This window comes from Prevotella sp. BV3P1 (assembly GCF_000479005.1).
Lineage (GTDB): Bacteria > Bacteroidota > Bacteroidia > Bacteroidales > Bacteroidaceae > Prevotella.
This window is the reverse complement of the sequence record NZ_AWXC01000007.1, coordinates 203,321-218,254: the sequence shown is the minus strand read 5'-3', so window position 1 is coordinate 218,254 and position 14,934 is coordinate 203,321. Positions and strand designations below refer to the sequence as shown.

The following is a 14,934-nucleotide window of genomic DNA, read 5'->3' as shown; positions in this document are numbered from 1 at the left end:
AAACTCATGGAGATTGACTACCAAAGTCATGGAGATTGAGTGCCAAACTCATGGAGATTGGCCCCTAAAGTCAATGCTTTTGAAAAGCAAAACTTGAGAGGCTGAAATGAAAGGCCAGAAAGTCTACCTGACCAAGGGTGCGAGGTGCCTGGAGATGGCTTTACGCCAAGAATATCAAATAATTAAAAGAGAAGTGGCAAATTAACAAATTTTATTCGTAATTTTGCAACACATTATATAATAAGAAATAAACAAAAACAACCATAAAAGATGAATTTCAATAAATTCTTAAAATCATTGTTCGGCGACAAGTCAAGCCGAGACATGCGTCTGATACAACCGCTCGTGGAGACGGTGAAGAAGGCCTATCCCGACATTCAGAAGCTGAGCAACGACGAACTGCGTGCCAAGACCAAGGAGATACAGAAGTACGTACAAGACTCCGCCAAAGAACAAAAAGACAAGATTGCCGAACTGAAGAGCAAAATTGAAGAAACGGCCATCGATGAGCGTGAACCCATCTTCGAAGAGATAGACAAGTTGGAGAAAGAGGCGCTGGAGATTTACGAGAAAGCCCTGAACGAGGTGATGCCCACCGCATTCTGCATCGTCAAGGACACCGCACGGAGATTTGCCGAAAACGAGGAAACAATCGTTACCGCAACCGACTTCGACCGCGAGTTGGCCGCCGACCCTAACAAGGACTTCGTGACCATCGACGGCGACAAGGCCATCTATCATAACCATTGGACGGCGGGTGGAAACGACCTGAAATGGGAAATGGTACACTACGATGTTCAGCTCTTCGGCGGTATCGCCCTGCACCAAGGTAAGATAGCCGAGATGGCTACGGGTGAGGGTAAAACGCTGGTGGCCACCCTACCCGTGTTCCTCAACGCCTTGACGGGTAACGGTGTGCACGTTGTTACCGTGAACGACTATTTGGCCAAGCGTGACTCAGAGTGGATGGGACCGCTCTACGAGTTTAACGGCTTGAGCGTTGATTGCATCGACAAGCACCGCCCCAACTCACCAGAACGCCGCAAGGCTTATCTGGCTGACATCACTTTTGGTACCAACAACGAGTTTGGTTTCGACTACCTGCGTGACAACATGGCCGTTTCTCCAGACGACTTGGTGCAACGCGCGCACAACTACGCCATCGTCGATGAGGTAGACTCGGTGTTGATTGACGACGCTCGTACCCCATTGATTATCAGCGGCCCCGTTCCAAAAGGTGACGACCAGATGTTTGAAGAATATCAACCGCTGGTTGAACGATTGGTTGACGTGCAACGAAAACTGGCCACACAGTTCTTGGCAGAGGCCAAACAGCTGATTTCAGAGGGCCAAGCAGCCAAAGACCAGAAGAAGACTGAGGAGGGATTCCTCGCCTTATACCGTTCATACAAGTCGCTGCCGAAGAACAAGCCACTTATCAAATATCTGTCGGAAGAAGGCATCAAGGCTGGCATGCTCAAGACCGAAGAGTACTACATGCAAAACAACAACCGCGAAATGCCGAAGGCCGTGGAGCCACTGTACTTCGTGGTGGACGAGAAACTCAACAGCTGCGACCTGACAGACAAGGGTACCGAATGGCTCTCCAAACAGGTGAACGACAAAGAACTCTTCGTACTGCCTGACATCACAGCCGAACTTTCAGCACTGGAAAATGAGACTTCACTCTCTGACCAGGAGCGGTTGGACAAGAAAGACGAAATGCTGACACACTATGGTGTACAGAGTGAACGAGTACACACTTTGCAACAGCTGTTGAAGGCGTACACCATGTTCAACAAAGACGACGAGTATGTGGTAATCGACGGTGAGGTGAAAATCGTTGACGAGCAGACTGGTCGTATCATGGAAGGCCGCCGCTGGAGCGACGGACTACACCAAGCCGTTGAGGCAAAGGAACATGTGAGGGTGGAAGCTGCCACGCAGACCTTCGCCACCATCACCTTGCAGAACTACTTCCGCATGTACCACAAATTGGCTGGTATGACGGGTACCGCCTCTACCGAGGCCGGCGAGTTTTGGGATATCTACAAGTTGGACGTGGTGGAGATACCAACCAACCGTCCCGTGCAGCGCAACGACATGGACGACCGCGTATACAAGACGGCGCGTGAGAAATATGCTGCCGTGATTGAAGAGATTGAAGAAATGCGCAATAGTGGCCGTCCGTGCTTGGTAGGTACCACGTCGGTCGAGATTTCTGAGTTGCTCAGCAAGATGCTGAACATGCGAAAAATCCCACACAACGTACTGAACGCCAAGCTACACCAAAAGGAAGCCGACATCGTGGCACAGGCCGGACAATCGATAAACGGCCTTGGTGCGGTGACCATCGCCACCAATATGGCCGGTCGTGGTACCGACATCAAGCTGTCGCCCGAAGTGAAAGCGGCCGGTGGTTTGGCCATCATCGGTACCGAACGCCACGAAAGCCGCCGTGTAGACCGCCAGTTGCGAGGTCGTGCAGGCCGTCAAGGCGACCCAGGTAGTTCGGTATTCTACGTCAGTCTGGAAGATAAACTGATGCGATTGTTTGGTTCTGAGCGCATCTCCTCGGTGATGGATCGTCTGGGATTCAAGGATGGAGAGCGCATTGAGAGCCCGATGATTTCGAAAAGCATCGAGCGCGCGCAGAAGAAGGTGGAAGAGAACAACTTCGGTATTCGTAAGCATCTGCTGGAATACGATGACGTGATGAACAAGCAGCGCACCGTGATTTACGAGAAACGGCGCCACGCACTGATGGGTGAGCGTATCGGTATGGACATCGCTAACATCATTTGGGACCGTTGTGTCAACATCATCAACTCGAATGATTATGTGGGTTGCAAGGAAGACTTCTTGAAAACCTTGGCGATGGAATGTCCTTTCACCGAAGAAGAGTTCAACGCCGGCAACCCCGAAGATTTGGCCGAACGTGCTTTCCAAGATGCGATGGCGGCTTTCAAGCGTAAAACCGAACGGATACAAGCGGTTGCTTGGCCGGTTATCAAGCAGGTACAGGAGGAACAGGGCGAGCGGTTTGAGCGCATTGCCGTACCTATAACCGACGGAAAGCGTGTGTACCAGGTTTCCTGCAACCTAAAAGAAGCCTACGATACGGAAGCTAAAGACATCGTGAAACAGTTTGAGAAGAGCATCGTTCTGCATATCATTGATGAGAATTGGAAGGAGAATCTGCGACAACTGGACGAACTTCGCCACAGTGTACAGAATGCTTCGTACGAGCAGAAAGACCCACTGCTGATCTTCAAACTGGAGAGTGCGAAGCTCTGGGACAGCATGATTAACGACATGAACAACCAAACGACGAGCATCTTGATGCGCGGTCAGATTCCTGAAATGCAACAGGAGGAGGTTCGTGAGGCTGCTCCGGCACAGAGAAGTCAACGCTATAACGAGCAGAAAGATGACCTAACAGACCCCGGTCAGGCCGCAGCTGCCCATCAAGACACGCGCGAACAGGCACAACAGGTGAACCGTACGCCGTACATCAAGGACAAGATGCCACGTCCAAACGATCCTTGTCCCTGTGGAAGCGGCAAGAAATTCAAGAACTGCCACGGCAAAAATCTTCGATAAACATCAACGTATGAAAATGATAGATGGTTGGAATCGCTCACAAACACACCAGAAATGGGCGCACAACCGTCTATCATTTTTTTGATTCATTTGCACCCATGAACATTCAAATCAACAACTTAAAAAAGGCTTTTGGCGAGAAAATTGCCGTTGACATCCCCAACTTCGAGATTCATGATGGGGATATTCTCGGATTGGTAGGTAACAATGGAGCTGGAAAGACGACGCTATTCAGACTGCTGCTCGACCTGCTGAGGGCCGATGAGGGGCGGGTATTACTCACTTTCGGACACACCGACCCGCATCAGGAGCCTGCGTCAGAAACCCCAGTGGATTGCACACCGGCTGCTGAAGCTTTCACGGTAGACCCTTCCCAATCGGAAGAATGGAAACAATATACGGGCGCCTACATCGACGAGGGATTCCTCATCGACTTTCTGACACCAGAGGAGTACTTTGAATTCATTGCCAAAGTGAATCACATTGACAAGGAACGTCTTTCCACCTTCTTGGCTTCACTGTCCAAATTCATGAATGGCGAGATACTCGGTCAGAAGAAATTGATTCGCGATTTCTCAGCCGGAAACAAGCAAAAAATAGGCATCATCTCCGCTCTCATCGCACAACCAAAGCTGCTAATCCTTGATGAGCCTTTCAATTTCCTGGATCCTTCGAGTCAGAACTTCTTGAAACGATTGTTGCTGAACTATCATCAAACAACGGGAGCCACCATCCTCGTAAGCAGTCACAACCTGCAACACACGGTGGAAATATCCAATCGAGTGGCATTGATGGAGAAAGGTTCAATCATCAAGGATCTGCCCAACATACACGGACAGGCTGAAAAAGAACTGGAAGATTATTTCAATGGGACGCAGGATGCATCCGAATGAACACGAAAAATGTTGATTACATGATGCGCGAACGAACGTATGCTTGACGTAAATAAGATGCAACCCAGCAAACACAAACAATGATGACGTACATGAGTGCTAACTGCCAAACATTGATGTGAATGCCTTCAACGCTCGCTCCCGGCCAGTTTGCGAGGAAGGAAAGATAATGATTGAGCACACGGGTCATCCAAGTTAGCGCAACAGCCACGACACTTTGCAACAACGGTGCAAAGGACAAGGCGAACAAAAGACAGGAGGTATAAAGGATGAGGACGGTCAATGGGATGGCCAAGAGGTTGGTTAGGAGGAAATAACACGAAAAACGGCCGAAATAATAGGCCACCAACGGAGCCGTACCGAGTTGTGCCGCCAACGATACAGCCATCATTCCCCACAACTTTCTCACAACGGCAGACCTGACAAGGATGGCTTCAGGCATCCAACGCTCAATGGGTCGATAAAGCAACAGAATGGCCGCAACAGCCATAAAAGACAGTTGAAAGCCTACATCCCATAAGCTCAACGGATGCAGCAGCAACATCACGATGGCCGTAAGTGACAAGGCATTGAGCGACATCTTATCGCGGTTGAGCAGTGACACCAATGAATAAACGGTGAGCATGATGGCCGAACGCATGACACTTGATGACATTCCCGTTAAAAACACATAGACCCAAACGGTCAATACCACGAAAGCAAGACTGAAAACACGCCGCAACCCTCGCCCACCCAGCACCAAGACGAGCAATCCATAGATGATGCTAAGATGCAAACCAGAAAGGGCCAAGATATGCGAAGCACCCGAAATAGAAAAGATTTCCTTAGTCTGTTTGGACAAAAACGACTTTTCTCCCAACGTCATCGCAGCCAAAACGGCATAATCTTGATCATCAAAACCATGGGCAGCATAATGACTCAGCAGCTTTTCTCGCACCTTTTGCGCCTTCAAACGCAATCGTTCGAACCGAGGCATGCCTGTCAAATCAAGCTGACATTGCGCCCAATCACGGTGATAAATGAACGTTTGCGCCCGATAACCCCGTATCGCCATCCACCGTTGATAATTGAAATGACGGGCTGAAGGATAATTACGAATGGGCTGAAAGGCCGAACGAAACCTAACTCCATCACCCACCTTCAACGCCTCATAACGCCTCTCAACAGTATCGCGCAATATCGATGCCCTCACTTTTTGGTTGGATAAAGGTCCCGAAAGGACATACAAATCACACTGAACCACTTTACCTCTCACCATTGGAGTGGTCATCACGACGGCTTCAGACACATATTCTTCCTCGGGAATGGGTACAGTCAGACGGTTTTTCTGCATGGTCATGAGCAGAAAGCCAAAGCACATCACGGTGAAAAGGATGGCCACTCCCTGCGCTGTTTTCCATCGATAGCTCGCTAATACGATTAACAAGGCTGATGAAACAATGACCAGCCACAGCCATATTGGCACGAGAAACCCGAAAGAGTCGCCTGCAACAAGGCCTACAATCAATGCCAAGGCAACCCTAAAGAGGGGATAAAGTTGCAGCCAGTCACGCACTTTCATTCATCAACGCCCATCAAATTGATTCGTAGTTGTCGTCAGATTATTCATAATCATCAATCACACGATTAGTGAATTCCATCATGGGTTGAGCCACCTTAAATAACTCTGTCATGGGTTCTATCCAATCATTTCCTTCAAAGAAATCATCTTCAACCCGATGCCAGCAAGCATAATCTTTCATTCGAAGATAGTCGATGAACGCATAATCGGCAGGGAAACCCTTCGGACAAGTCTTCAACCGGCTGATTCCAAAGCCCTTGTCCGATGCCTGTTCATCACTCCACGAACCTTGATTGGCATAACCAAAGAAATGAACAAACTTGCCATTCTCCACACATCTTCGCCACTCGTCAATGTTGCCCATGATCTCATTGCGGCAAGAGGTCAAGATATGGGTGGGCAACCAATAGGCTCCGGCCGACAACAGACAATGGCCTGGCTGCACATGGATGTAGTAACCAGCATGTAACGACTTACGGCCTTTAGCACTGATGTATGCACCAAAATGTCTTTTATAGGGCGATTTGTCGGGCGAAAACCGTGTGTCACGATTAAAACGAAAGCATGCTTCCTTGGCTGTTACATGCGAAACGGAGGCATCAAACTTAGAGATGGCTGCGATAGCCTGCTCCACTCCCTCCTCAAAATCGTTGCGACAAGTCAAATATTCGTCTTTATGGGCTTGATACCAGTCACGATTGTTGTTCTTGGCAATGTGCTCTAAATATTTTAAAATGCGTTGGATGTTCATATAATCGATGTTTTGAAGATATACGATGCTAATTTCAAAGATGTTTTAGGCAAGATACAAAGATGTTTTAGGCGAGTTTCAAAGATGTTTCATGCAAGTTTGGAAGATGCCAATCGCTTAGGACAAATCTGCTCAAACTGGCACTTTTCACACTTGGGACGTTGACTTTGACAAATGTATCTGCCATGCAAAAGCAGCCAATGGTGCGCACTTGACACATCCTCTTCAGGGATATACTTCATCAATTCAAGCTCAACTTTCAAGGGAGTGTTGGCCTTTTGTGACACCAACCCCATGCGATGGCTCACTCTGTAGACGTGAGTATCAACCGCAATCTTTGCTTTTCCATACCAAACGGCTTGCACTACATTGGCCGTCTTGCGCCCTACGCCAGGCAATTTCACCAAATCGGCGGTGTTGTCTGGCACTTCTCCGCCGAAATCGCTTACTAACATTTGAGCCATCTCCACCAAATGTCGTGATTTAGCATTAGGATAACTCACGCTGCGCACATACTCCAACACCTCTTCGGGCGTTGCCTGTGCCATGGAACGTGCGTCAGGATAACGCAAAAATAAAGCCGGTGTTACCTGATTGATGCGCTTATCGGTGCATTGTGCGCTTAACAACGTGGCGACCAACAGCTGGAAAGCCGACCCAAACTCAAGCTCGGTTGTAACGATGGGCGTTGTTTTTCTGAAATAATCGAGAATATATTGATATCTTTCCTTTCGTGTCATATCACAAAAATACGAAACATTTCGCAATCCACCAAGCCCTGGAAGCGTTTTCACACACCGCAACATCAAAGTTATTCGATAAAAAAAAATGTGACCAAACTCAGGTTTCTCACCGAATTTAGTCACATTCTTCTATAATTTGATAAGCTTAATAAGCATCCCCATGTTTAATCTCTTCTTTCGTAATCTTCTTGCTATCCATGGCATGCCATACGTAAACGATATAAGCAAGGACGAATGGAATGAAGAGTGAAACAATGGCCATGGTACGCAATGTGAATTCACTACTACTACTGTTCATAATGGTCAGTGAACTCTGCAAATCAGCATTAGAAGGATAATAAGCTGTATTGTTCCAACCTGCAATGAGCAATAGAACCAAAACAACTAAGACTACGCCAATACCTGCCGGCCAAATACCTTTGATATAGGTGTTACTCAACACGGTCTTGACAATGCCGAACAGCAGCAATACCACGCCAACCAGCAACACAATAGCAAGATACCACATGTCTAACAGGTTGTATAGATACTTCATCGACTCCATAGAAATCACGCCAGTGGCTGGGTCATAGGCGAAACCATCCTTCAACAAGGTTCTAATTAAGAACGGAAGGAACAGCAACAAGAATGCACAAGTGTTATAAATAAGATGCTTACGGCTACGAGCGCGTAGCGTATCATCCGCCACATTATTAATAATGTAAAGCAAACCCAATATGCGAGCCAAGAAGAACACGGCCAAACCCAGCACTACATTCCATATATCCAGCAACGCATCCAGGCCATGACTGTAGTTAGCCCACCTGCTAATCACCGGTGCCATGCCATTAGTGATGTTAATCTTGTCGACCAAGAAGTTAGAACCGTTGAAGAATGTTGCAACGGCACCACCCACCAAAACAGGACCTAAAATACCATTGATGACCAAGCACCATTGGAAAGTCTTCACTCCCAAGATGTTTCCCAATTTGTTTTGAAATTCATAGCTCACCGCCTGAACAACAAATGAGAACAGAATAATCATCCACAACCAATATGCACCACCGAAGCTGGTACTGTAAAACAAAGGAAACGAAGCGAAGAAAGCACCGCCAAAGGTAACCAACGTCGTGAAAGTGGTTTCCCACTTGCGCCCCGTACTGTTGACAACCATCCTACGCTCATGTTCGGTCTTACCCAGATTGAACACCAAAGAGTTAGCACCTTGAACAAACATCAAGAATACCAGTAAGGCTCCTAACAAAGAAACAAGAAACCACCAGTAATGTTGTAAAAAACTATATGTAATCATTGTATTACCTTTCTTATTTATAATTCAACCTGATTTGACATTTCACTATTCTCAGGACCCTTCTTAATAGCCTTGCAAAGAATGTTAATCTCAACAGCCAACATGGCGGTGAAGAGAATCAAGAATATAAAGAAGGTGACAATAACCGAACTCGGTTTAATATCAGACACGGCAACCCATGTCGGCAACATATCCTGAATGGTCCACGGTTGACGACCAAACTCTGCCACTAACCAGCCTGATTGAGAGGCCAGGTAAGCACATGGCAACAGCACGATGCCAGAAATCAACAACCAGCGATGCTTGATGATGTCTTTCTTGTAAACGAAGAACAGCGAACAGATAAAGAACAAAATCAACAACATGCCGATGCCAACCATCACTCTGAATGCCCAGAAGTTCACCGGAATGAACGGAACAACTTGGTGGGGCGATTTTACATAGCCATAACCAAAATAAGGCATGTTGTCTTTCAGAATCTGCTTGGTGGCTTCATCCTTCTTACCTGAACGATAATCTTGCAGCGCTGCAATGGCCATCTGGCCTCGTTTCATTTTTTCTTCTACCGAGATAACCTTCGTGCCGTCTGGTTTAGTATAACCATTCAGAAGGTCATTCACGCCAGGCACATATCCATTGGGGTCTAAGGTTGCCAAGAATGACAAGCCATAAGGCACGGCCATCTTCATAGGTGGCTCTTGTTGGTTCACATAATCGGGCTGCTTAAATGGGTTAACTGCTGCAAAAACCGTCAGTCCCTGGCCGGTTCCACCATTGTAAAGAGCTTCCATCGAAGCCAGTTTCATAGGCTGTACTTTCCCTACCTGGATGGCAGAGCTATGCCCGGTAATCAATGTCAATGCCACAGCTACCAAGCCAAAGATACTACCTATCTTCATACTCTCGAGAGCCAACTTATGGTCACGCTTCTTAAGTAAGTACCAACTACTTACGGCCACTGTAAACACAGCACCGATAATCCATGAAGAGGTCACGGTATGGCAGAACTTGTCCACAGCAAAGGGCGACAAGGCCACGTCCATAAATGAGTTCATCTCAAAGCGCATGGTATCAGGATTAAACTCCTGTCCAACGGGCAACTGCATCCAAGCGTTGGCAACCAGAATCCACCAAGCAGAGATGGTTGCGCCCAACCCCGTGAGCCAGGTAGAAGCTAAGTGGAAACCAGGAGACACTTTCTTCCATCCAAAGAACATCACAGCCACGAAGGTAGCCTCCATGAAGAAAGCAATAATGCCCTCGATAGCCAACGGAGCACCGAAGATGTCGCCTACAAACCATGAGTAGTTGCTCCAGTTGGTACCAAATTCAAATTCCAAGATGATTCCCGTTGCCACACCCATGGCAAAATTAATACCAAAAAGTTTTTGCCAAAACCGTGCCGCATCCTTCCAAAAAGGGTCGCGGGTGCGATAGTAGCAAGTTTCCATAATTCCCATAACGACGGCAAGACCCAGCGTTAATGGAACAAAAAGCCAGTGATAAATGGCTGTTAAAGCGAATTGGGCACGCGACCAGTCGATCGTTTGTGCCGAAATGTCTAATAACAGATTGTGCATAATGTAATGTATTTAATGAATGTTTCGTTTAATCATCTCGGTAGATACGAATTCTGCTTCATCGCCTTTTTGGGTATTCTGCTTGATAAAATCAGGAAAGAAGAACACTTTCAGGATGGCGAACATGATGAAGAGTTTAATCAAAATGACAGCCCATAATGTTTTACCCACGGTCATGTGCTTAAAACCATCATAGTATAAATCAAAAGCTCGATAAATAAAGCTGTTTTTATTCATAGTAAAGTAGTTTTCGGGTGTAAAGGTAATAAAATATATGTAAAGTTGTACTTTTTCGTAAAAAAAATTATTCACAACGTTGGAAGAAACAAATTCAAGCCGACATGGGTGAATGATTTTTCTTGACAACAAGCCTCCAAATCCCGGTCGTATTTGCAAGTAACGTACCTTTAGCTGGCAAATACGGCAAGCACAAGACTCTTTCATACCACATTGTTACACAAACACTTACACACGCATGCACTCCATAACACTTCATAATTTAGACTTTCAGAAGCCAACAGCATAGCTTTTAAGCTGCAAAAGCCATGCTGTTGGCGGTGTATCTCCATGCTTTTAGCCCGTTAGAGCATGCAGATGACAAGACAAAAGGGTGCTTCTTGGCAGATGACGCCAAATTATTTGTGTAAAAAACCGCTTTTTCTTCCCAAATTGTTGCCTACTTGCACCCGCTGTGCCTATTGATTTTTTCCAGATAAACAGTTTTCAACAGCTGTTTTTGGGGCAAAAAGCAATGAAAATATTTGACATTTTCTTCTATTAAGCCTCTGCATCACAGCAGTGATGCAAGTTTGGCGCATACCTTTAACTCCCCATGCAGCATCCCCCTGAGCGCAAGGGGTCGCATCACATCCTACAACGAAATACAAAGCTCGAAACCCAAGAAAGCTACTTTGCAAAGTTTATTTTTCTCAAAAAACATTAAAAACAAGCCGAATGGTCATTTGCCTTTTATTTTTTTTTGCCAATCAACATTAAATATATAAATTTGCAAAAATATTAAAGTAAGTTATATTACCTATGAAGAAAAAGGTAGTCATTCCGATAATCGTTTTCATAATTTTACTTGTTGCAGGCATTGTATACCTTGCCTACAACTTGAACAAGCAGCAACAGCATAACCAGGAGATGCAAGAGTTGGCCGAACTGGACAAGCAGGAAATGGAAAACGAATATCAACGATTTGCCGATCAATATAGTGAGATGAAGACACAAATCAGCAACGATTCCATTGTGGCTCAGCTCACCAAAGAACAGGAAAAGACCGAACGACTCTTGAACGAGCTGAAGCAAGTAAAGAGCAATGACGCTCGTGAAATTGCCAGGTTGAAAAAAGAATTGGCCACCGTGCGCGCCGTCCTGCGCAGCTATGTGATGGAAATCGACTCGCTGAACCGGCTCAATCAAAACCTGACCAAGGAAAATACCCGCATCAAAGGAGAATACGAAGCAGCCAACCGACAAATAGAGGGATTGAGCACCGAAAAGGCAAACCTGTCTGAGAAGGTGGCCATCGCTGCACAGTTGGATGCCATAGGCATTAACCTATCCCTTCTTGACAAACGAGGCAAGGCAACCAGGCGAATGAAAAAGGCCAAGACCCTGCAAGTGGATTTCAGCATTGCGAAAAACGTTACCGCCACCAATGGCATGCGTACGCTGTATGTGCGCATCGTTTCACCAACGGGAAGTGTGCTGGGCGGAGCCGGTACATTCCCATACGAGAACAAGAATTTGCAGGCTACTGCCAAAAAAACCGTGGAATACGGCGGTCAGCAAACCAATGTCACAGCCTATTGGAACATAGACCAAGCCATGGTTTCGGGTATGTATCAGGTAAGTATCTTTGCAGAAGGCAACATGATAGGATCACGAAGTTTTACATTTGATTAGCAGCTGAATGAATCGATGATGAACAGACTATATACGATATTCGTTCTGATGGGCACGCTGTTGCCTGTTCATGCGCAAACAACGCTGTCACTTGACAGTTGTCGTTCAATGGCTCTGCGCAACAACAAGCAGCTGAATGTAGCCAAGCTCCAACAAGACGTGGCCAGAAACATACGAAAATCCCTGAGAACAAAATATCTGCCGAAAGTCGACGCGATAGGTGGATATCAATTTATCAGTAAGGAAATTTCACTACTCAACGACCAACAGAAAGCAGGATTTGCCAACTTGGGCACCAACATCAGCAACGGCTTGGGAGCCAATTTATCCACCATGATTGGCGGATTGGTACAACAAGGGGTTCTCTCCCCGCAAATGGCACAGCAACTGGGCTCGTTGATGGAAAACCTGGGGTCTGCCATCGGCCAAGCCGGAAACGCCATAGGCAACAGCATCAATGAAGCTTTGAAGACAGACACCCGGCAAGTATGGGCAGGAACGGTGATGGTTAAACAGCCCATCTACATGGGAGGAGCCATCATCGCAGCCAACAACATTGCAGACATCAACGAACAGATGGCCGCCAACGACCTGTCGCGACGTACACAAACCACGCTTTACGACATCGATCACGCTTACTGGCTGGTGGTGTCATTGAAACAAAAGCAAAAACTGGCCAACAGCTATCAGAATCTCGTCAAGAAGCTCAGCTCCGACGTTCATAAAATGATTGAGCAAGGTGTGGCCACACGAGCAGATGGTTTGAAAGTAGACGTGAAAGTGAACGAAGCAGACATGCAGGTGACACAGGCCGAAAACGGAGTCGCCCTCGCCAAAATGCTGCTCTGTCAATTGTGCGGACTACCCTTGGACGAGAACATCCAATTGGCTGACGAAAATGCCGAGTTGCTGACTGGGGGAATGACCATCGAGGCCGATCAGGCGATTGACATCACCACTACCCGACCGGAATTGCGCTTGCTGCAAAACGCTGTTGACATCAGCAAACAGAACACTCGGCTCATCCGGGCTGCCTATCTGCCACACGTGGCACTCACAGGTGGTTATTTCATCTCAAATCCAAACATGTTCAATGGCTTCCAGCGAAAGTTCTCGGGTGCATGGAATGTGGGAGTCATTGTTCAGGTGCCGGTGTGGAACTGGTTTGAGGGTGTTTATAAAGTGCGTGCCACCAGGACGGCCACCAGCATCGCCGAGCTCACCATGAGCGACGCACAAGAAAAGATAGAACTGCAAATCGCACAAAGCAGATTCAAGGTGAAAGAGGCCAACAAAAAACTGGCCATGGCCTTAAAGAATATCTCAAGCGCCGAAGAAAACCTGCGCAGTGCCAACTTAGGATTTAAGGAAGGGGTCATGGAATCAACGGAGGTCATGGCAGCTCAAACAGCCTGGCAGAAAGCCCAAAGCCAAAAAATAGAAGCAGAAGTAGAAGTTAAATTAGCCCAAGTAAACCTCAACAAGGCACTTGGCATCTTACAATAATAAATATCATGTCGGCAAAATCACAACATAACAACATTTTACTGGCGATCATCGGATTCGCTACAGTTGTCATTCTCGTGGCCATCATCGGTTTTTTCACCTTGGGAAAGACGCCCGAGATCGTTCAAGGCGAGATTGAAGTGTCAGAATACCGCGTTTCAAGCAAACTGCCTGGGCGCATTTTGGAATTAAGAGTCAAGGAAGGTGATTACGTCCGGGTGGGCGACACGTTGGCCATCCTGGAAGCTCCTGAGGTGAATGCACAGGAAAAGGCCGCCGAAGCCCAACAACAGGCAGCAGCAGCCATGAGCGATATGGCTGACAATGGAGCCAGGAAAGAACAGATTCAAGCTGCTTATCAATTGTGGCAACAGGCATTAGCGGCGGCAGATATCGCCCAGAAATCGTACGAACGTGTGCAAAATCTTTTTGACCAAGGGGTGATGAGTGCGCAGAAGCGCGACGAAGCCTTTGCCGGCTATAAGGCTCGCGAAGCACAAGTGAAAGCGGCCAAGAGCCAATATGACATGGCTAAGAACGGCGCTCGCGAAGAAGAGAAACGTGCTGCGAAGAAACAGGCTCAAGCTGCTGCGGGAGCCGCCAATGTGGTTCGGTCGCTACTGAGAGAAACCGTTCAGGTATCCAACGTAGAAGGTGAAATCAGCAGTGTATATCCTAAGGTTGGCGAACTGGTAGGAACAGGATCGCCCATCATGAGCATTTCCATCATGAAAGACATTTGGGGAACCTTCAACATCCGCGAAGACCAGCTCAAGGGCATGAAGGTGGGTGATACGTTCAAGGCATACGCACCAGCTTTCAACAAGGAAATCAACATGAAAGTGTTCTATATCAAGGATCAAGGATCATACGCTGTGTGGAAAGCCACCAAGACCAATGGACAATACGACTTGAAAACATTCGAGGTGAAAGCACGTCCTATCCAAAAATTCGAGGGTCTTCGTCCAGGAATGTCGATCGTCATCAAGGAGTCATAAGTGAGGTTTTCAGAATTGTGTAGATGTTGGTTCCAGTTCATTGCAGCTGAATCAGACCTGCACGAAAATCACAACACCTTCCCATGGTTCTTCACCA

Annotated in this window: 11 protein-coding genes; 5 read left to right on the top strand and 6 right to left on the bottom strand. The window is 47.0% G+C overall.

What is annotated here, in order from left to right; translation table 11 throughout:
• Positions 1-270: 270 nt before the first annotated feature.
• Entirely contained in the window at positions 271-3,603 is a 3,333-nt protein-coding gene (gene secA / locus HMPREF1254_RS02070) for a preprotein translocase subunit SecA (protein WP_023056889.1), read from the top strand.
• A gap of 98 nt (positions 3,604-3,701) precedes the next feature.
• On the top strand, positions 3,702-4,496 hold the full coding sequence (locus tag HMPREF1254_RS02065; RefSeq protein WP_023056873.1) for an ATP-binding cassette domain-containing protein: 795 nt from the start codon (positions 3,702-3,704) through the stop codon (positions 4,494-4,496).
• A 16-nt stretch (positions 4,497-4,512) separates the two neighbouring features.
• Here the strand turns inward: HMPREF1254_RS02065 and HMPREF1254_RS02060 are convergent, their stop codons facing one another.
• From HMPREF1254_RS02060 to HMPREF1254_RS02035, 6 genes are all read right to left on the bottom strand, one after another.
• Positions 4,513-6,057, bottom strand: coding sequence for a ComEC/Rec2 family competence protein (locus HMPREF1254_RS02060; RefSeq protein WP_023056828.1), 1,545 nt, complete (start codon positions 6,055-6,057; stop codon positions 4,513-4,515).
• Positions 6,058-6,097: 40 nt separating this feature from the next.
• Complete coding sequence (locus HMPREF1254_RS02055) at positions 6,098-6,808, bottom strand: DUF2461 domain-containing protein (RefSeq protein WP_023056978.1); 711 nt, start codon at positions 6,806-6,808, stop codon at positions 6,098-6,100.
• A gap of 89 nt (positions 6,809-6,897) precedes the next feature.
• Entirely contained in the window at positions 6,898-7,548 is a 651-nt protein-coding gene (gene nth / locus HMPREF1254_RS02050) for an endonuclease III (protein WP_036890834.1), read from the bottom strand.
• Between the two features lie 148 nt (positions 7,549-7,696).
• Positions 7,697-8,839, bottom strand: a complete 1,143-nt coding sequence (locus tag HMPREF1254_RS02045; protein WP_036890849.1) for a cytochrome d ubiquinol oxidase subunit II — start codon at positions 8,837-8,839, stop codon at positions 7,697-7,699.
• Positions 8,840-8,859: 20 nt separating this feature from the next.
• Positions 8,860-10,422 (bottom strand): cytochrome ubiquinol oxidase subunit I, encoded by a 1,563-nt coding sequence (locus HMPREF1254_RS02040; protein ID WP_023056946.1) that lies wholly within the window; start codon positions 10,420-10,422, stop codon positions 8,860-8,862.
• Between the two features lie 12 nt (positions 10,423-10,434).
• Positions 10,435-10,659, bottom strand: coding sequence for a DUF4492 domain-containing protein (locus HMPREF1254_RS02035; protein WP_023056809.1), 225 nt, complete (start codon positions 10,657-10,659; stop codon positions 10,435-10,437).
• A gap of 801 nt (positions 10,660-11,460) precedes the next feature.
• Between HMPREF1254_RS02035 and HMPREF1254_RS02030 the strand changes: the two genes are divergently transcribed.
• Genes HMPREF1254_RS02030 through HMPREF1254_RS02020 form a run of 3 tightly spaced genes read left to right on the top strand, consistent with a single transcriptional unit; the run spans position 11,461 to position 14,837 of the window.
• Complete coding sequence (locus HMPREF1254_RS02030) at positions 11,461-12,333, top strand: hypothetical protein (RefSeq protein ID WP_023056989.1); 873 nt, start codon at positions 11,461-11,463, stop codon at positions 12,331-12,333.
• An 18-nt stretch (positions 12,334-12,351) separates the two neighbouring features.
• Positions 12,352-13,839, top strand: a complete 1,488-nt coding sequence (locus HMPREF1254_RS02025) for a TolC family protein (RefSeq protein WP_036890848.1) — start codon at positions 12,352-12,354, stop codon at positions 13,837-13,839.
• An 8-nt stretch (positions 13,840-13,847) separates the two neighbouring features.
• The gene (locus HMPREF1254_RS02020) at positions 13,848-14,837 is read left to right on the top strand and encodes an HlyD family secretion protein (RefSeq protein WP_023056986.1); all 990 of its coding nucleotides are present in this window, start codon (positions 13,848-13,850) and stop codon (positions 14,835-14,837) included.
• Positions 14,838-14,934: the final 97 nt, after the last annotated feature.

Coding starts and splice junctions, on each gene's coding strand:
- secA (WP_023056889.1), top strand. CDS start 271: ATGAATTTCAATAAATTCTTAAAATCATTGTTCGGCGACAAGTCAAGC.
- HMPREF1254_RS02065 (WP_023056873.1), top strand. CDS start 3,702: ATGAACATTCAAATCAACAACTTAAAAAAGGCTTTTGGCGAGAAAATT.
- HMPREF1254_RS02060 (WP_023056828.1), bottom strand. CDS start 6,057: ATGAAAGTGCGTGACTGGCTGCAACTTTATCCCCTCTTTAGGGTTGCC.
- HMPREF1254_RS02055 (WP_023056978.1), bottom strand. CDS start 6,808: ATGAACATCCAACGCATTTTAAAATATTTAGAGCACATTGCCAAGAAC.
- nth (WP_036890834.1), bottom strand. CDS start 7,548: ATGACACGAAAGGAAAGATATCAATATATTCTCGATTATTTCAGAAAA.
- HMPREF1254_RS02040 (WP_023056946.1), bottom strand. CDS start 10,422: ATGCACAATCTGTTATTAGACATTTCGGCACAAACGATCGACTGGTCG.
- HMPREF1254_RS02035 (WP_023056809.1), bottom strand. CDS start 10,659: ATGAATAAAAACAGCTTTATTTATCGAGCTTTTGATTTATACTATGAT.
- HMPREF1254_RS02030 (WP_023056989.1), top strand. CDS start 11,461: ATGAAGAAAAAGGTAGTCATTCCGATAATCGTTTTCATAATTTTACTT.
- HMPREF1254_RS02025 (WP_036890848.1), top strand. CDS start 12,352: ATGAACAGACTATATACGATATTCGTTCTGATGGGCACGCTGTTGCCT.
- HMPREF1254_RS02020 (WP_023056986.1), top strand. CDS start 13,848: ATGTCGGCAAAATCACAACATAACAACATTTTACTGGCGATCATCGGA.